This is a genomic window from Acinetobacter sp. YH12064 (assembly GCF_013419735.1).
Classification (GTDB): domain Bacteria; phylum Pseudomonadota; class Gammaproteobacteria; order Pseudomonadales; family Moraxellaceae; genus Acinetobacter; species Acinetobacter amyesii.
In genome coordinates this window covers 69,124-87,179 of record NZ_VOZP01000003.1, presented here as the reverse complement: position 1 = coordinate 87,179, position 18,056 = coordinate 69,124, and the positions used below count along the sequence as shown (strand labels likewise).

Annotated in this window: 17 protein-coding genes; 13 read left to right on the top strand and 4 right to left on the bottom strand. The window is 42.6% G+C overall.

What is annotated here, in order from left to right:
- Positions 1-162: 162 nt before the first annotated feature.
- Positions 163-1,536, top strand: coding sequence for an oxygen-independent coproporphyrinogen III oxidase (hemN, locus tag FTU13_RS03735; protein ID WP_180126859.1), 1,374 nt, complete (start codon positions 163-165; stop codon positions 1,534-1,536).
- Positions 1,537-1,638: 102 nt separating this feature from the next.
- Here hemN and ribA read toward each other — a convergent pair whose 3' ends face one another.
- Positions 1,639-2,241 carry a GTP cyclohydrolase II gene (gene ribA, locus FTU13_RS03730; RefSeq protein WP_168379100.1) on the bottom strand — a complete coding sequence of 201 codons (603 nt, stop codon included), beginning with the start codon at positions 2,239-2,241 and terminating at the stop codon, positions 1,639-1,641.
- A 311-nt stretch (positions 2,242-2,552) separates the two neighbouring features.
- Here ribA and dxs point away from each other — a divergent pair, with 311 nt between their 5' ends.
- From dxs to FTU13_RS03690, 8 genes are all read left to right on the top strand, one after another.
- Positions 2,553-4,463 (top strand): 1-deoxy-D-xylulose-5-phosphate synthase, encoded by a 1,911-nt coding sequence (gene dxs, locus FTU13_RS03725; RefSeq protein ID WP_180126857.1) that lies wholly within the window; start codon positions 2,553-2,555, stop codon positions 4,461-4,463.
- Positions 4,464-4,575: 112 nt separating this feature from the next.
- Complete coding sequence (locus tag FTU13_RS03720; RefSeq protein ID WP_078189303.1) at positions 4,576-5,406, top strand: inositol monophosphatase family protein; 831 nt, start codon at positions 4,576-4,578, stop codon at positions 5,404-5,406.
- Positions 5,407-5,862: 456 nt separating this feature from the next.
- The gene (locus tag FTU13_RS03715) at positions 5,863-7,674 is read left to right on the top strand and encodes a DEAD/DEAH box helicase (protein ID WP_078189302.1); all 1,812 of its coding nucleotides are present in this window, start codon (positions 5,863-5,865) and stop codon (positions 7,672-7,674) included.
- Positions 7,675-8,081: 407 nt separating this feature from the next.
- Positions 8,082-8,900 carry an ABC transporter ATP-binding protein gene (locus FTU13_RS03710; RefSeq protein WP_168379103.1) on the top strand — a complete coding sequence of 273 codons (819 nt, stop codon included), beginning with the start codon at positions 8,082-8,084 and terminating at the stop codon, positions 8,898-8,900.
- Entirely contained in the window at positions 8,897-9,676 is a 780-nt protein-coding gene (gene mlaE / locus FTU13_RS03705) for a lipid asymmetry maintenance ABC transporter permease subunit MlaE (protein WP_180077073.1), read from the top strand. Before FTU13_RS03710 ends, mlaE begins: the two co-directional genes overlap by 4 nt.
- Positions 9,676-10,356: an outer membrane lipid asymmetry maintenance protein MlaD gene (locus FTU13_RS03700; protein WP_180093012.1), complete on the top strand. Its 681-nt coding sequence runs from the start codon at positions 9,676-9,678 to the stop codon at positions 10,354-10,356. Before mlaE ends, FTU13_RS03700 begins: the two co-directional genes overlap by 1 nt.
- Positions 10,357-10,373: 17 nt before the next feature.
- Complete coding sequence (locus FTU13_RS03695; protein ID WP_078189299.1) at positions 10,374-11,009, top strand: phospholipid-binding protein MlaC; 636 nt, start codon at positions 10,374-10,376, stop codon at positions 11,007-11,009.
- 39 nt (positions 11,010-11,048) lie between these two features.
- Positions 11,049-11,312, top strand: a complete 264-nt coding sequence (locus tag FTU13_RS03690; protein ID WP_218948628.1) for a lipid asymmetry maintenance protein MlaB — start codon at positions 11,049-11,051, stop codon at positions 11,310-11,312.
- Positions 11,313-11,388: 76 nt separating this feature from the next.
- Here the strand turns inward: FTU13_RS03690 and FTU13_RS03685 are convergent, their stop codons facing one another.
- A complete protein-coding gene (locus FTU13_RS03685) occupies positions 11,389-12,402 on the bottom strand; it encodes a CorA family divalent cation transporter (protein WP_078189297.1) in 1,014 nt (337 codons plus the stop codon).
- Positions 12,403-12,557: 155 nt separating this feature from the next.
- Here FTU13_RS03685 and FTU13_RS03680 point away from each other — a divergent pair, with 155 nt between their 5' ends.
- Together FTU13_RS03680 and FTU13_RS03675 are read left to right on the top strand one after the other, a co-directional pair.
- Positions 12,558-13,166, top strand: a complete 609-nt coding sequence (locus FTU13_RS03680) for a TIGR00730 family Rossman fold protein (protein ID WP_180126855.1) — start codon at positions 12,558-12,560, stop codon at positions 13,164-13,166.
- Complete coding sequence (locus FTU13_RS03675) at positions 13,163-13,570, top strand: NUDIX domain-containing protein (protein WP_180126853.1); 408 nt, start codon at positions 13,163-13,165, stop codon at positions 13,568-13,570. Before FTU13_RS03680 ends, FTU13_RS03675 begins: the two co-directional genes overlap by 4 nt.
- 43 nt (positions 13,571-13,613) lie before the next feature.
- Here FTU13_RS03675 and FTU13_RS03670 read toward each other — a convergent pair whose 3' ends face one another.
- Together FTU13_RS03670 and recG are read right to left on the bottom strand one after the other, a co-directional pair.
- On the bottom strand, positions 13,614-14,246 hold the full coding sequence (locus FTU13_RS03670) for a ComF family protein (RefSeq protein WP_180126851.1): 633 nt from the start codon (positions 14,244-14,246) through the stop codon (positions 13,614-13,616).
- Between the two features lie 139 nt (positions 14,247-14,385).
- Complete coding sequence (recG, locus tag FTU13_RS03665) at positions 14,386-16,431, bottom strand: ATP-dependent DNA helicase RecG (protein WP_180126849.1); 2,046 nt, start codon at positions 16,429-16,431, stop codon at positions 14,386-14,388.
- Between the two features lie 59 nt (positions 16,432-16,490).
- Here recG and FTU13_RS03660 point away from each other — a divergent pair, with 59 nt between their 5' ends.
- The gene (locus tag FTU13_RS03660) at positions 16,491-17,267 is read left to right on the top strand and encodes an NAD-dependent epimerase/dehydratase family protein (protein ID WP_180126847.1); all 777 of its coding nucleotides are present in this window, start codon (positions 16,491-16,493) and stop codon (positions 17,265-17,267) included.
- A 121-nt stretch (positions 17,268-17,388) separates the two neighbouring features.
- On the top strand, positions 17,389-18,000 hold the full coding sequence (locus FTU13_RS03655; RefSeq protein ID WP_180035655.1) for a hypothetical protein: 612 nt from the start codon (positions 17,389-17,391) through the stop codon (positions 17,998-18,000).
- Positions 18,001-18,056: the final 56 nt, after the last annotated feature.

Below are 18,056 nucleotides of genomic sequence, written 5' to 3'. Positions count from 1 at the left end.
CTAGTGATTAAACCAAAAGATCATGCAAAGTTAGCAGCAATTGCTCAGACTGAAATTGGGACTATTCCGACAAATTTGCTAGGTTGAATTCACATCTGAAGCTCAGCACAATAATCATAAGGTAGATTTAAATTGAATCTCATTGATTGAAATGGTGCATCGATGTCTCAGCAGGCGAGTTCTTTAATTCAAAAATACAATGTACCAGGTCCACGCTATACCAGTTATCCAACCGTACCGTATTGGGAGGAAGCTGAGTTTTCATTGCAACAGTGGAAACAGGGATTGAAGCGTTCATTTGATGAGACCAATCACAGCGAAGGCATCAGTCTGTACATCCATCTACCATTTTGTGAAAGCTTATGTACGTTTTGTGGTTGCCATAAAAAAGTCACGAAAAAACATGAGATGGAGCTGCCTTATATTCAGGCGGTGCTGAAAGAATGGGACTTATATTGTCAGCTCTTGGTCGACCGGCCAATAATTAAAGAAATACATTTGGGTGGGGGAACGCCTACTTTCTTTTCTCCTGAGCATCTCACCCAGTTGATTCAAGGCATTCTAGTGCATGCTGATATTGCCGATACACATGAATTTAGCTTTGAAGGGCATCCGAACAATACCACACGTGAGCATTTACAAGCTTTGTATGATGTTGGTTTTCGACGCGTAAGTTATGGAGTGCAGGATTATAATGAGAAGGTGCAAAAAGCCATCCACCGTATTCAGCCCTTTGCACATGTTGAACAAGTGACACAGTGGGCACGTGATATTGGCTATACCTCTATTTCGCATGACTTGGTTTTTGGTTTGCCATTTCAGGATTTAAACGACGTGTTGCATACCATTGAACAGACCAATCGTTTGATGCCAGATCGTTTAGCCTTTTATAGCTATGCGCATGTGCCGTGGATTAAGGGCAATGGTCAGCGTGGTTTTAAAGATGCCGATGTCCCGAAAGATGATTTAAAGCGTCAATGCTATGAAGAAGGTAAAAAACAGCTACTGGCGCAAGGCTATCATGAAATTGGAATGGATCATTTTGCATTAACCCAAGATCCAATGTATCAAGCTTTTCAGCAGGGCAGTTTGCACCGAAATTTTATGGGCTATACCGCATCGAAAACCCAAGTAATGATTGGTCTCGGCTTATCTTCGATCAGTGATAGTTGGTACAGCTTTGCACAAAATGAAAAGAAAATTGAAGACTATTATGCACGTTTAGAAGCGAATGAAATTCCAGTCTATCGGGGGCATGTGCTGACAGATGAGGACTTAATCATTCGTAAACATATTCTCAATTTGATGTGTACCTTCCAAACTTCTTGGGCAGGTCCAGAAATGCAATTTCCTGAGCTTGATGAAGTATTAGCGCAATTGGCTGAAATGCAAGAAGATGGCTTGCTCGAGATTTTTGATCAGCACATTCAGGTGAGTGATGCAGGCAAGCCTTTTGTCCGTAATATCTGCATGGCTTTTGATTTACGATTAAAACGTCGTGTTCCTGAAAATCGTATTTTTTCGATGACGATTTGAATCTCTTCCAAACCTCCCTTTAAAAAGGAGGGAGTGAAATCTTTCTTTCAAAGGATGGTTTATTTTCCCCCTCTTTTTTAAAGAGGGGGCAGGGGAGATTTTTTAAAAATCGTCCTTTTGATACATATGCGACATACGATCATGTTTGGTTTTTAAATATTGTTCGTTAAAGGGATTTAAACCCACAGTCAGCGGAACACGATCAACGACATTCACGCCTTGCTCTTGGAGCGCTTCAATTTTTAATGGGTTATTGGTAATGAGACGCACAGCCGTAATGTTGAGATGATTCAACATGATAGGGCACATATCATAACGACGTGCATCGGCAGGAAGATCCAATAATAAATTGGCATCCACTGTGTCATGGCCTTGGTCTTGTAGGGCATAAGCACGGATTTTATTGGTTAAACCAATACCACGACCTTCTTGACGTAAATATAAAATCACCCCTTGACCCGCTTCATTAATTAATTTTTGGGTGGCTTGAAGTTGTGGGCCGCAGTCACATTTGAGTGAAGCGAAGGCATCACCGGTGAGGCATTCGGAGTGGATACGTACTAAAACAGGTTCAGTGGGAGCTTGTTCTAGTCCTTTAGAGAGTGCGACATGTTCTTCACCGGTTTCAGGATCCTGAAAAACCGTAATATTGAATTCACCAAAAGCGGTCGGTAATCTTGACGTTGCGACAAATTCTATAGGCACTGCTTAACCCGTTTATTCGATTATAAATTGGCTAAAGTATAGCGTAATGCTTGGACATTGGTAGAATTGCAACGACGAATTTATGCAGAACATTTTCTTTTTTGTATAAAGCGAACGATAATAGTTGATAAATAGGAAGATTATTCAGGATAATCTGACTCATTCAAAATCTCCCCAACGAGATCATTGCTAAAAATTACATCGCTACAAGTTTGGCTGATTGTAAGGTGATACAATTCGACGATATGATCGAGTTACCCATTTAGACCGAGCTTAGGAATTTGCCAGGCTTTAGAAGGCTTTGCCACATTATGCTGTATAAAGAAATACCATTTCAACGCCCTGTAACACCGTTGCTGGATACGATTAACCATCCTCAACAACTTCGTTTACTCGAGCGCAGCCAATTAGAGCAAGTGGCGGATGAGTTACGTCAATTTATTTTGTATGCGGCCGGACAAAGTGGTGGGCATTTTGGTGCCAATCTTGGGGTAATCGAATTAACCGTGGCATTGCATTACTGTTTTGATACACCACGTGATCGTCTGATTTGGGATGTGGGTCATCAAGCCTACCCGCATAAAGCCTTAACGGGTCGTCGTGAACAATTAGTGACGATTCGTGCTAAAGATGGTTTGGCAGCGTTTCCTGCCCGTGAAGAATCTGAATTTGACACCTTTGGCGTAGGCCATTCATCAACTGCGATTTCTGCTGGTCTTGGGATGTCATTGGCACGTCGATTCAAGCAAGATCCCTGTCATGTGGTGGCAATCGTGGGTGATGGCGCGATGACAGCGGGTATGGCTTTTGAAGCAATGAACGATGCGGTGGCACACAATGCTGACCTTATGGTGGTATTGAACGACAACGATATGTCGATCTCATGCAGTACTGGTGGTTTTGCTAAGCATTTGGCTGCGATTTGGGAAAGTGGTCAATCGGTGAATATTTCTGAAAATGGCGAAGCCTATATTCAACCTCATCCTGAATGGGCGTATAACTCACGCCTACATTGTGCTGCGACCGATGCTGCAGACAACCTATTTAAAGCCATTGGCTTTGACTACTTTGGTCCTTTTGATGGGCACGATGTTGAACAATTAACATACGTGTTTGAAGCCTTAAAAAAACGCAAAGGCCCACGTTTAATGCATGTCTATACCAAAAAAGGTAAAGGCTTTGCACCTGCCGAAGCAGATCAAATTAAATACCATGCCATCAGTAAACTGAATGCACCTGCTGCAGTGGCAACTGCACCGAAATATTCAGATGTTTTTGGTCAGTGGTTATGTGATGAAGCTGTACAGGATGATCGTTTATTAGCGATTACTCCTGCGATGTGTGAAGGCTCAGGCATGGTGCAATTTGCAAAGCAGTTCCCTGAGCGTTTTTTTGATGTTGCCATTGCAGAACAACATGCGGTGACTTTGGCTGCGGGTATGGCCTGTGAAGGGGTAAAACCGGTTGTTGCAATCTATTCAACCTTTTTACAACGTGGTTATGACCAACTGATTCATGACGTCGCTTTGCAAAATCTTGATGTGACATTTGGTATCGACCGTGCAGGTTTGGTTGGTGAAGATGGCCCAACGCATGCCGGTGCATATGATTATGCCTTTATGCGTACCGTGCCGAACATGGTGATCATGGCGCCGAAAGACGAAAATGAATGTCGTCAAATGTTGCATACGGCTTATTTGTATAAAGGCCCAGCGGCAGTACGTTACCCACGAGGTAATGGCCTAGGTGTCGAGATTCAGCAAGAGATGACCGAGCTTGAAATTGGCCGTGGTGAAGTTCTTGCAAACTTCAATGTTCAGCAAGATGCAACAATTTCGATTTTAGCATTTGGTAGCCGTGTTCAGGCAGCGGTTGAGGCGGCTGAAGTATTGGCTGAAAAACTGGATGTTGCAGTTCGTGTGCTAAATATGCGTTTTGTAAAACCATTAGATACACAGTTGATCGATCAAATCGCGGCAAGCACGCAACTATTTGTGACAGTTGAAGAGCATGCAGTGATGGCGGGTGCGGGTAGTGCGGTAAATGAATATTTAGCGCAGGCTAGTATTGTTAAACCGATGCTGAATTTAGGTTTGTCCGATGAATTTATGCATCAGGCGACACATGCTCAAATGCTACAACAAGCTGGACTAGATGCTGAAGGTATTATCACTTCTGTGACACAAAGCTGGCTAAAACATAATTCAACTGTAGTTTGCTGAATTTCTAATTTTTAGAAACATTTTTTCCCTAAAAGCCCTTATATTTGATAAGATATAAGGGCTTTTATGCATTATTCTTTATCAGTATCTTCAAATTTGTAGTGGGTGTTCAATGGAACCTATGGTGGTTATGGCTGCGCGTGCGGCTCAATTAGTTGGTCAAGAGCTTTTAAAAGCGCATCAAAATCGTCATAAACTCGATCTACAAGTCGAAGAAAAAGGAATTGATGGTCCAGTAACGCGTGTAGACCGTTATTTGGAACAATTGACCATCGATACCCTACGTAAAAGCTATAAAAATCACAGTTTCCTAGGCGAAGAGTTTGGTCTTCAAGAAGGTAAAGGTCATGACGCTGATTGGTGTTGGATCATCGACCCACTTGATGGCACATTAAACTTCGTTAATGGTGTTCCACATTTCTGTATCTCTATCGCAGTTCAACATAAAGGTGTAACTCAGCACGGTGTTATTTATGACCCTGTGAAAGATGAGTTGTTCTCTGCAAGCCGTGGTCGCGGTGCGATGATGAACCAACGCCGTATTCGTGTAAATGTAAAAGACAGCTTAGAAAACACTTTCCTTTCAGTGGGTCATGCGTATCGTAAAATTCGTAATGGTGAAGTGGTTTCTTATGCGAAAAACCATTTCAACTCATTGTTAAATGTGACTGAAGCCGGTGCTCAATACCGTCGTTCAGGTTCTGCTGCTCTTGATCTAGCATATGTTGCTGCAGGTCGTTTCGATGGTTATTTCGAACTTGGTTTGAAACCATGGGACATCGCTGCGGGTGAACTTATTGTAAAAGAAGCGGGTGGTACTGTGGTTGATGCTCGTGGTGGTAACGACTCAATGGACAATGGTCAAGTACTTGCATGTTCTATGAAAATGCTTAAACCACTTATGCAAGCTGTTGTTCCAGCTTGGGGTGAAGCTGCTAAATAATAGAACACTTAGTTCGAGTTTATTGACAGAATAATGAAATAAAGCCCTCTTTATGAGGGCTTTATTTTTGTCTAATCGGTCAAAAATAAAGGCTTAAACACCTATATTTAAAGCTTCTTACAAAAAATATTCTGAAGTTGACTAAAACAGGTGACATTTAAAAACTTTCTGCTATAATCCCCGCACGCACTAAATTTCGTTCATTACCTGAACATTCTCTTCTATCATTGTGTATGCGCGTTCCGGTCCAAAGAGAGGACGATATTTCGCGCCCCACCCAATCGCTAAGCGATTCCTTCAGGTTGCGGCTGTAATCATGTGTGCGTTATACACATCGTCGTTCTCGGATCGCCGCTGATTCTATATTTTCAGCGTTTTTTGCTGTGCCGCTTTTTGCCGATGTCCATCTGAATTTATATTTTTAATGGAGCACCCATTTTTGGGGTGAAATACTCTATGAGCAAAACTTTTGCTGATTTTCCTTTACATGAGTCGTTACAACTAGCATTACAAGGTCTAGGTTTTACTACTCCGACTCCAGTGCAAGAACAATCAATTCCAGCTGCATTAGAAGGTAAAGACCTTCTTGTATCAAGCCAAACTGGTTCTGGTAAAACTGCTGCATTCTTACTCCCAACTGTGAATGCTTTGGCTGGTCAAGACACTTTGATGTCTTTCAAAGAGCGCATGAAAGCGGTAACTGCACCGTCTATTCTTGTACTTTGCCCTACACGTGAATTGGCTCAACAGGTTAGCCAAGACGCAATTGCTTTAGTACGTCATATGAAAGGTGTTCGTATTGCTGCAATTATGGGTGGTATGCCTTTCGGTAAACAAATTCAACAGCTTAAAGGTGCACAAGTTGTCGTAGCGACTCCAGGTCGTTTACTTGACTTGGTTAACCGTCGTCAAATTAAACTAGACAACGTTGATGCGTTAATCGTTGACGAAGCTGACCGTATGCTTGACTTAGGTTTCTCTGAAGACCTAGAAGCGATCAGCGACTTGGCTGCTAACCGTAAACAAACATTAATGTTCTCTGCAACATTTGCGCCGCGTATCATTACACTTGCAGAACGCATGATGAATGATCCACAGCGTATTGCGATTGAAACTGGTCACTCTACAAATACTGACATTACTCAGACTCTTCATTGGACTGACGGTTTTGAACACAAGAAAAAACTTTTGACTCACTGGTTATCTGATGAGTCTGTAGATCAAGCAGTTGTATTCGCATCTACTCAAGAAGATACAGATATGTTGGCTGAAGAACTTGCAGAAGCAGGTCACTCAGTTGTCGCTCTTCACGGTGCAATGCCACAAACTGTACGTAACCGTCGTTTACGCAGCATTCGTGAAGGTCGTGCAAAAATCTTAGTTGCGACTGACGTTGCTGCACGTGGTCTAGACGTACCAACTATTTCTCACGTAATTAACTTCGGTCTTCCAATGAAGAACGAAGACTATGTACACCGTATCGGTCGTACAGGTCGTGCGGGCCGTACTGGTAACGCGATTACTTTAGCGACTTACCGTGAACGCGGTAAAATCCGTGCTTTAGAAGACTTCTTAGATGCACGTTTAAATGTGTCTGAAATTGAAGGTCTTGAGCCATCTCCACCTCCTGCACGCGGTAGCCGTGATGGCGGTCGTGGTCGTCGTGATGGTGGTCGCGGTGGTCGTGGTGGCTTCGGTGGCGGTCGTCGTTTTGAAGGTGAATCAAACTTCAAACGTCGTGAAGGCAACCGTGATGGCGAACGTCGTTCATTCGGTGGCGAAGATCGTCCACGTCGCGAATACAACAACGATCGTCCACGTCGTGAAGGTGGTTTCGAAGATCGTCCACGTCGCGAATTTAACAACGATCGTCCACGTCGTGAAGGCGGTTTCGAAGATCGTCCACGTCGTGAATTTAACAACGATCGTCCACGTCGTGAAGGCGGTTTTGAAGATCGTCCACGTCGCGAATTTAACAGCGATCGTCCACGTCGTGAAGGTGGTTTTGACCGTCGTTCTAACGATGACAACCGTGGTAACCGTGTAGATTACAAACCAGCTCGTGAAGGTTATGGCGATCGTCCAAAACGTTCATTTGGTGAAGATCGTCCACGTCGTGAATTCAACGGTGACCGTCCTCAACGTTCATTTGGTGAAGATCGTCCAAAACGTTTCGGCGATGACCGTCCAAAACGTTTCGGTGATGATAAACCACGTGGCGAACGCACTTTCGGTGAAGATCGTCCACGTCGTAAATTCAATGACTAATTGAATTTCGAAAGAAATATCGAAAAAACCGGTGGAAACACCGGTTTTTTTTATGGATTTAAATTAGCTTTTTAATCAGAAAAATGTATACTTGATCAAACTTTATGTGTTTAATGATAATTAATATGAACGGAAACGCGTTGGCAAATATGCGTACAGTGATGATCGAGGTACTTATGCCTTATATCGGTTTGACACTCTTATTGTGTAATATCGTTTACTATATATACAATTATTTTAACTAAATTCTTCTATTGGGTTGAAAACACCCTCTATAAAATCGCATTAATAATAAAAAACAATTTACCTGATGGAATGCAGGGATATGCGCTCATGCAATGGTAACATTTTAAACTTCAATCCTTTATAGTATGCATGCTGAAAAAAATGCAGGAAAATCCTCAGCTATGAATAATCAAACGTCTTCTCAGACTCAGGCACTGATCGAAGTGAAAAACCTGAGTTTTAAGCGAGGAGAGCGCGTCATTTATGACAATGTCAGTTTAAAAATTCGTCGTGGTCAGATCACTGCAATTATGGGTCCATCTGGTACAGGTAAAACGACTTTACTCCGTTTAATTGGTGGTCAATTGACTCCCGATAATGGAGAAGTGTTGCTTGATGGGCAAAACATTGCACAGATGTCACGTCAGGAGCTCTTCGCTGCGCGTGCGCGTATGGGGATGTTGTTTCAGAGCGGTGCATTATTTACCGATATGTCGGTATACGAAAACGTAGCCTTTCCAATTCGTGCGCATACCAAGTTGCCAGAGCATTTGATTGCTGAAATTGTGGCGTTGAAATTAGAGTCTGTTGGTTTACGTGGTGCAGAACAAATGATGCCCTCTGAACTTTCAGGTGGTATGAATCGTCGTGTGGCTTTGGCTCGTGCTATTGCACTCGATCCTGAGTTGATCATGTATGACGAACCCTTTGCAGGGCAAGACCCTATTGTGATGGGGGTTTTAACCCGCTTGATTCGTTCGCTACGTGAAGCTTTAGATTTAACCACGATTATTGTTTCGCATGATGTAGCTGAAACTTTATCAATTGCAGATTACATCTACGTCGTGGCTGAAGGGAAAGTGCAGGGCGAGGGAACACCTGAGCAGTTAAAAGCACATGCCTCGCCGTTTGTGAAGCAGTTCTTGACGGGTTCGGTAGAAGGTCCAGTCGATTATCAATTCAGTCATCAGCCCTATTTAAATCATGAGGTTCGTTCATGAATGCTATTGCCGCATTAGGTAGACGCGTCATTGAACGTGTTCGAGGAATCGGCGTAGCAACCATTATGTTGCTGCAGATTCTTTTTTCCATGCCGACTTTACTTGGCGTGAAATTGTTTATTGATCAGATGTACCGTGTTGGTGTGCTTTCATTACTGATTATTGTGGTATCTGGCTTATTTATTGGCTCGGTACTGGGGTTGCAGATGTATAGCATTCTGTCGACTTTTGGTAGTGAAGCGATGCTCGGCACCGCCGTTGCACTGACGTTATTACGTGAACTTGCACCTGTGGTTGCGGCTTTACTCTTTGCAGGTCGTGCAGGTTCAGCTTTAACGGCTGAAATTGGTTTGATGAAAGCCACTGAGCAGTTGTCGAGTATGGAAATGATCGGGGTCGATCCCTTAAAACGGGTGATCTCGCCACGACTTTGGGCCGGTATTTTTAGCTTGCCAATGTTGTCGGTGATTTTCGCTGCAGTCGGCATCATGGGCGGTAAATTGGTGGGTGTTGATTTTCTAGGTGCAGATGAAGGCTCTTATTGGAGTGGCATCGAGAACAGTGTGCAATTCTTTAAAGACGTCTTTAATGGCACCATCATCAAAAGTTTTGTTTTTGCATTAATTTGTACTTGGATTGCGGTCTATCAGGGTTATGCCTGTGTCCCAACTTCAGAAGGTATTGCAACGTCGACCACACGTACTGTCGTGTATTCTTCGTTGTGTGTTTTAGGTTCAGATTTCGTGTTGACTGCGGTCATGTTCGGAGGTATTTAATGAAATCACGTACGAGTGAACTGGCCGTCGGTTTTTTTGTCATTCTGTTTGCTATCGCTATTTTCTTCTTGGCGATGCGTGTGAGTGGTTTGGTCGGCAATAACATCGAAGACAGTTATGAATTGACCGCGACATTTGAAAATGTAAACGGGATTAAACCCCGTGCCAAAGTCACCTTAAGCGGTGTTAAAGTTGGTCAAGTGGAATCGTTGAAACTCGATCCTGTGACGCGTTTAGTGACAGCACATCTCATTATGGATGGCTCATTAACCTCCTACAATGCAGAACAATTAAAAGAAGTGCAAAAGAATGCACTCGAAGAACTGCGTTACACATCAGACTATGAAGCAGCGACACCTGCGAAACAAAAAGAAATGGAACAGCAACTGATTGCTAACATGAAATCCATCACCAATATCGATGAAGATGCTTACATTATGGTGGCAACCAATGGTTTATTGGGCGAGAAATATTTGAAAATTGTACCGGGTGGTGGTGTCAACTTCTTAAAACGTGGTGACCAAATTGGTAATACCCAAGGTACGATGGAAATCGAAGATTTGGTGTCTAAATTTGTGACCGGTGGTGCAGGGAACAAATCTGACAACACAGCAGATGCTGAACAAAAAACAGAAGCTGCTGACACAACAACGGCAGACGAACCTGCATTTGTTGAATAATTTTTAGGAGAAATTAAGTGAACACATTGTTAAAACATACGCTTACAGCAAGTATCTTATCAACTATGATGGCAGGTACAGCTTTTGCTGCTCCAAGCGAAGCACCACCTGCATTTGTAAAAAAAGTGGCTGATGGCCTCATTACACGTTTAAAAGCAGACCACGCAAAACTACAAAATAACCCTGCGGCTGTGAAAACGATTGTTCGTCAAAACTTAGACCCGTATATCGATTCACAAGCGTTCACACGTATCGTGATGGGTACGTATGCAACGAATCAATACAGCTCAGCGGCTCAACGTGCGCAGTTTGAACGTAACTTCCGTGCAACACTGATCGAAAACTATGGTTCAGCTTTTGCCAAGTTTAGTAACCAAACGTATAGCATGCGTCCATATAAAGCGTCGAACAGTAAGAACCCTGTTGTAACGATTGATTTCCATAACAACGGTGAAAAAATTCCAGTCTCTTTCCAGTTGGCGGATAAAGGTTCACAATGGAAAATTCGTAATATCAACGTTTCGGGTATCGACCTAGGCTTACAATTCCGTAATCAGTTTGCGGCAACTGTAAAACGTAATGGCGGTAACATTGATAAAGCAATTGCGAACTTCAAACCTGATGCTGATGCAGCATTAGACAAGAAAAAATAAGATAGGTGATGTGTGATTAAACTTCATCAACAAGAATTGATGGTTTCAGGCAAAATCGATTACAACAATGCCGAATTGTACTATCAAGACGGCTTGAAATTGATTCAACAGCAGCAGCAAGCTTTTCCCTTAGTGGTCAATCTTGCTGAGCTTGAGCATGGCAGTACTTTGGCTTTAGCTGTTTTGGTCCGTTGGTTACGTCAAACGCCAAAAGCGCAAGGTTTACAGTTTAAAGCAGTCCCTGAAAAAATGATGAAGATTATTCAAGCCTGTCATCTTGAGCATGACTTGCAATTGATCTAAAAAAAAGCACCGTAAGGTGCTTTTTTTTATTTTAGCGGGACAAGAAACTCTCGCAAGTCTACGCAATAGGAACGGATTAAATCCATTTCTTCCAGCGGAAGTACATCAATGGGCCAATAAAGAATGCCACGATGATTAAGCTGACCACGATAAAACTGGTTGTACCATGCGCGAATGGCAGTACATCGGTGTTCATTCCATAGACGCTAGCTACTAACATCGGTGGCGCAAGCATACTTGGTAAAATCGAGAATCGACGAATCGTATCGTTCTGTTCGGTGTTAATGAACCCAGAAGTGGTATCCAGTAAGAATCGAACCTTTTGGAACAAGAAGGCATCATGCTCAACAAGAGAGCGCACGTCTTCACTGAGTTCTCGGATGTCGGCATCATAAATATGACTGCCCAAGGCGCGAGGACGTGATAGGAAGGTGAGAACACGACGTAAATCGATCAGACACAGCTGTGCTTTCCCGAGCATATCTTCTAAATGCGCAAGTCGGGTAATCATGTCATCTAAGTCTAAAATCATCTCACGATGACGGTTATTCAGCACTTCTGTGGAATACTTTTCTAAGTCCTTGTGGATATCTTCCAAGATATCCGCAAGCTCATCGAGTTTGGCTTCTAAAAGACCCAATAAAATCCAAGTTGGATCTTTATAGTCAATTTCATAGTCATTACGACGCGCACGGGCACGAAAGGCACGGAAAGCCACCAGCTTTTCACCCCGTAAAGTGAATAAGCGCTCTTTATGCAAAATAAAGGCAACTGTCTGCACGGTAGCTAAGGTGCTGGCATTTTCTTCGGGTTCGCCATCGACCTGGAAATTTTTATTTTTCGTTAAAAAATAGGTGCTGATGTGCAAAATACCATCGTCATCACGGTAGAATCGTGCACTCGATGAAATATCTTCTAATGATTTTAATGTGGGTAAATTTTGATCATAGGCATCCATAATCCATTGCTGCTCTTCCTGAGACGGGGCAATGAGATCGAGCCAGACTAAATCCTGATGTAAATCGAAGTCACCATTGATGGTGACATCTTCCAGGCTACCGCGCTCTGTGGCGTAAAAGGCTTCAAGCATGTTGTCTTTTCCCCTTACGCAGTAAGTTAAAAATGAATGGGTGTATTTTAGACAAGGATTTGCTGAAAAACACTGTTCTAATGCTTAATTTATGAAAAAATCTGTTTAAAGTTGATTTTTCCAGCATAGCGTTCCTGATCTGATGGTGATTATAAATGAAATCTATCGCAATTTTCTGTGGTTCCGCCCTTGGTAACAATCCTGCCTATTTACAGGTGGCTGAAAATGTCGGTCGTCATTTGGCGGCACAAGGCATCACACTGGTCTATGGTGGTGGTCGTTCAGGTTTGATGGGAGTTGTGGCAGATAGTGCTTTGCGTGCAGGCGGGCAAGTCATTGGGGTGATTCCAAAAGTCCTGGTCGATAAAGAATTGGCACATCCAGATTTAACCGAATTGCATGTGGTAGAAAATATGCAACAACGGAAAACTAAAATGTCTGAACTCTCGGATGGTTTTGTGGCGATTCCAGGTGGAGCAGGGACTTTAGAGGAAATTTTTGAGCAGTGGACGTGGGCTCAATTGGGCATTCATTTAAAGCCATGTGCCTTTCTCAATGTAGATGGTTTTTATGACGATTTATTGAATTTTCTAAAAACAACTGCAGAAAAAGGCTTTACCCATCCGCGTTTTATCGAAGGCTTAATTGCAGAAGATAATATTGAAACGATTGTTGAGCAGTTTCAACATTTCACTGCGCCAGAGCCGAAATGGGGCATGGTTGAACGTACAGCCTTTATCGCCGATTTGGAACAAGATAGATGAAAATTATCACTGTTGCCGCAGCCATTATTTTAAATGAACAGCATGAACTTTTAGTGGTTCGTAAAAAACACACGGCATTCTTTATGCAAGTAGGTGGCAAGTTAGAACCCCATGAAGCTCCTGAAATCACCATGCTGCGTGAAATTCAGGAAGAAATTGGCTGCGCTGCGCAGATTGAGCAATTCATTGGTCGTTTTGAAACGGCTGCTGCGAACGAAGTCGATCATCTACTGGTGAGTTATGTCTATCTGGTCCAGTTGCAAGGTGAACCGAAAATTGATGCGGAAATTGCAGCAATGCAATGGGTCAGCTTGGATGATACACAAACAAAACTCGCCCCTTTAACACGTGAGGTGGTGATTCCTTGGGTGAAGCAGCAGGCGGGATCTCTTGTTGAAAGCTAAACCGCTTCGCGTGTTCATTTTCTTTAGAGGTTGATGTTTGAAACTAAGGCTGTGCTGCAGCAATGCATGCGGCATATACCTGCGTGCAATGTAGCTGATGTAACAGCTTGCTTAATGCATGGATTGAACTTCCCGTGGTCACCACATCATCAATGATGAGGACTTTACGGAAACGGCGTTTTTCAGTTGGGTCGATAATAAATTGCTGTTCGATATTTTCTAGGCGTTCTAGCCGACTTAAACCTTTTTGAGCGTGCTGTGCTTGACGCATCACCGGTTGCCAAACAGGGATGCATAATTGCTTTGCCATCATGTGCGCAACGAGTAGCATTTGGTTGTACCCACGGTCTTTGAGGCGTTCTACTGAAATAGGCATCGGCACGATGGCTTGAACTCTAGCTAAGCGCATGCTTAAAAGGCTCTGTGCCAGTAAATTTTGATACTGCAATTGTTGCTCATACTTATAGCTTTGGATGATGCGATCTATTGGAAAATCATAGTGAAAGGCACAAGAGATGCTGTGTTCATGGCGATTAACCATTTTTTTAAACCAAGGCAGTTGTTCCCAGCAGTCAGTACAAAGCGAATGATGTTGTTGTCGATCGATACCACAGAGCAGGCAAGGGGAAACGCTCTGCATTCCTTTTCGGATGAAATGTTGGATGGATTGGAGCATATTTTTATTCTAATCATTCTTTTTTGAGTATTTTGCACAGATTGCTGTGAAGTGCAATCACGACACTACAGCAATCTGTTCGACAAGCTTACTGGTTAAAGCCAATCTGTATTTTAGGATGATCGAAACATCATCCTAATTATACATAGGCATAACGGGGTGCTTCAGGCAGCCATCGTTTTAAAAGCGCTTGAGCCTGTGCAGGATAATCATTTAGGACTTGTTGAGCCACATAGTGTGCCTGATTGAGTAAATGGTCATCTCGCTCTAATTTTGCTACACGAAAGCCCATATCGCCTGTTTGTTTAGTGCCGAGGAGCTCGCCGGGACCACGAATTTCCAAATCTTTTTCAGCAATGATAAAGCCATCATTGGTCTCGCGCATGATGCGTAAACGCTCTTGCCCATTTTGCGATAAGGGATTTTTATACAGCAAGGCACAGAAACTGGCTTTGGCACCACGTCCTACACGACCACGTAGCTGATGCAATTGTGAAAGCCCTAAACGCTCTGCATTTTCAATTACCATGATTGAGGCATTTGGGACGTCAACACCGACTTCAATCACTGTGGTTGCAATCAGTAATTGCAATTCATTATTTTTAAATTGCTGCATCACTGCTTGTTTTTCATCGGCCTTCATTTTGCCGTGAACAAGACCAATATTGAGGTCTGGAAAGCGTTCTTTAATTTCATTAAAAGTCGCTTCAGCGGCCTGAGCATCTAAAGTTTCTGATTGTTCAACTAAGGTACAGACCCAATAGGCTTGTTTACCTTCAGCACAATTGCTGGCAATCCGCTGTAGCACTTCTTCACGACGGTCAAGTGGAATAGTGACTGTTTGAATCGGTGTACGACCGGGCGGCAGTTCATCAATGACGGAGGTATCTAAATCGCCATAAGCCGACATGGCCAAGGTACGAGGAATAGGGGTTGCCGTCATCACAAGTTGATGCGGTGTCATGCCATTGAGACCTTTGTTTCGTAGCGCCAAACGCTGATCGACGCCAAAACGGTGTTGTTCATCAATAATCACTAAACCCAATTTGGCAAATTGTACATTGTCTTGAAATAAAGCATGTGTGCCGACCACTAAATTGGCTGAACCATCTTGAATACATTGTTCTGCCGCAGCTCGAGCTTTACCTTTTTGTTTACCGGAAAGCCAAGACACGGTCAGTCCCATCGGCTCAAACCATTTTTTGAAATTTAGATAATGTTGTTCGGCCAAAATTTCTGTCGGCGCCATCATGGCCACTTGCCAACCTTCCTCAAGCGCATGACAGGCTGCCACACCTGCAACCAAGGTTTTACCTGCACCCACATCGCCTTGTACGAGTCGAAGCATAGGTTTGTTCTTTTTCAGATCGACCGCAATTTCTTTGGACACACGTTTTTGTGCGCCGGTCATTTCAAATGGCAGTGTACTTAAAAGTTGTTTGGTGAAGTTCTTACTTGTAGAGAATGACGGTGCTTCGATTTGTTGAATATAAGCACGGCGGCTGAGCAAACTGACCTGATGGGCAACCAATTCTTCGAAAATTAAACGTTGCTGTGCAGGATGAGAACCTTGGCTGAGTTGCAACATATTGGCATCGACAGGGGGATGATGAATATAGTCCAAAGCCTGTTTTAGTGCATAGCCATTGGTGAATTTTTCTGGCAGTAATTCAGGTAAGTCATCACTATATAACTGTAGTGCTTGTTTGACATATTCACGCAGTTTGGACTGCGTTAAGCCTTCGGTTGCGGGGTAAATCGCAGTGAGTTGGGTTTGTGGTAAAGGCGTGTGTTCAGTAATCACCTGTAGTTCAGGATGATACATTTCTAAGCCACGAGCACCAACACGGACTTCACCAAAAATCCGTAAACGATTCCCTGGTTTCACCCGATCAGTAATGCCTTTGTAAATATGGTAAAAACGTAAAGTAACTTTGCCACAATCGTCATCCAGTAGGGCGGCCATCGATTTGCGCTTACCGGGAGGAAAGTCGATACTTTTGACAGTGCCTTCCAGTAAATAACTGCGCCCCACGGTCAATTGGTTCATGGGGATGATCGTGCTACGATCTTCATAGTCGCGTGGCAGATGAAACAAAAGATCATCTGTTGTGAAAATATTTAGTTTTTCAAGTAAAGCAGCGGCGGCATTGCCAACCCCTTGCAATTGATGGACGGCAGCCATGTCCCCTCAACTTCGGTTTATATGATCTAAATGGATCAGTTCTGAGAATAGGTCGTTTGATGCATATTCTATTTATCGGTTATGGTAAAACATCGCAACGTGTTGCTAAACAATTATTTCAGCAAGGTCACCAAATTACCACAGTGAGTCGTAGTGCGAAAGAGGATGATTTTGCAGAACATTTAATCCAAGATGTTCACCAACTGGATTTATCGCAGGTTCAACCGATTGATGCTGTCTATGTTCTTTTGGCTCCTGCACATCATGCTCAATTCAATGCTGTGGATGCTTATCGATACACTTATGTCGATTCTGTACAGCCGATTGTTCAAGCATTAGCAAGTCATCCAATACAACGTTTAATCGTGGTGTCGTCCACTCGTGTCTATGGTGAGCATGCGGGGGAGCGCATTGATGATGACACTGTGCCACAACCGATCGATGAGCAGGGGATGCTGTTACTCGAAATGGAGCATTGCTACTCACAAGCATTTCCTACTGAATGCGTGATCGTACGTCCATCAGGGATTTATGGCACATCGACAACACGAATGCAGAAATTGGCCGAAACGACTCATCGCTATCCCAATATTCATTGGTCCAATCGAATACATATCGATGATTTGACAAAATTTCTGTGTCATCTACTCCACGTGGAACATCCTGAAAAATCATATATTTGTACTAATAACCAACCTCAACCTTTACATGAGCGAATCTTGGATTTGCAAAGAGCTATGCATTTACCCGAATTGGTTTTAGGGAGTGAAGTAGAAACAGGTAAAAAGCTTTATGCAACGCGGATGATGGAGAGTGGTTTTAAGTTGGAGTGTTGAGTTTTTTGGGGTATTTAGATTTTGAATTTAAATAATTATTGAGTTTATTTGATAAAAACAAATAGTGCTTTAATATTTATTTATAAAGAATAATTCAATTCAGTTAACTATAAGGGGATTTATGTCGAGCTATATTGATTATATTAAGCTTTCCACAAGTGCTATTTGTGATGCTGTCATGACCTTTGATCAAGCACGTTCTGCTGAAAAAATGATGGGATGGGAATATATGGGAGAAGATAATTCTGCTTGGAAGGAAGGCCCTTATTTGTCATTGGGAGCAAATCAGAAAGATATGGATAGGAGCCAGCCATATTGTATGAGATCAAGTATTTATATGCGTGCAATAGCAGGAGTTGTTTTAGATAATCAATTTCATAATACGGGGAAAACACAGATACCTACATCAAAGCTTGAACCGCATCAATCGAGGGTTGAGCCTGTAATATCAAAGTTGATTATGATTGAACAATTTGAAATTTTTAAAGATTTTATGGTTTCGTGTGATGGTCCATATAATAAGAAACAAGTAGCAAAATGGGAGGGGAAGCTTCCAAATGATATTTTGAATGAAATATCAAGTTTAACAATAAGAAGAAATGCATTAACTCATGACATTGATTATGAACTTCCAACGATGAAAGAGGCTGTAGAGTTTTTTTATGCTTTAAGATACATAGTAAATAATTACTTTAATTTTTCTTCTGAAAAAAATGAAGATTCCAAAATTTAAAGCTCATTATCTCTAATGAACAGAGACAAGCCTTTTACAACTTGTCCCTGATTTTG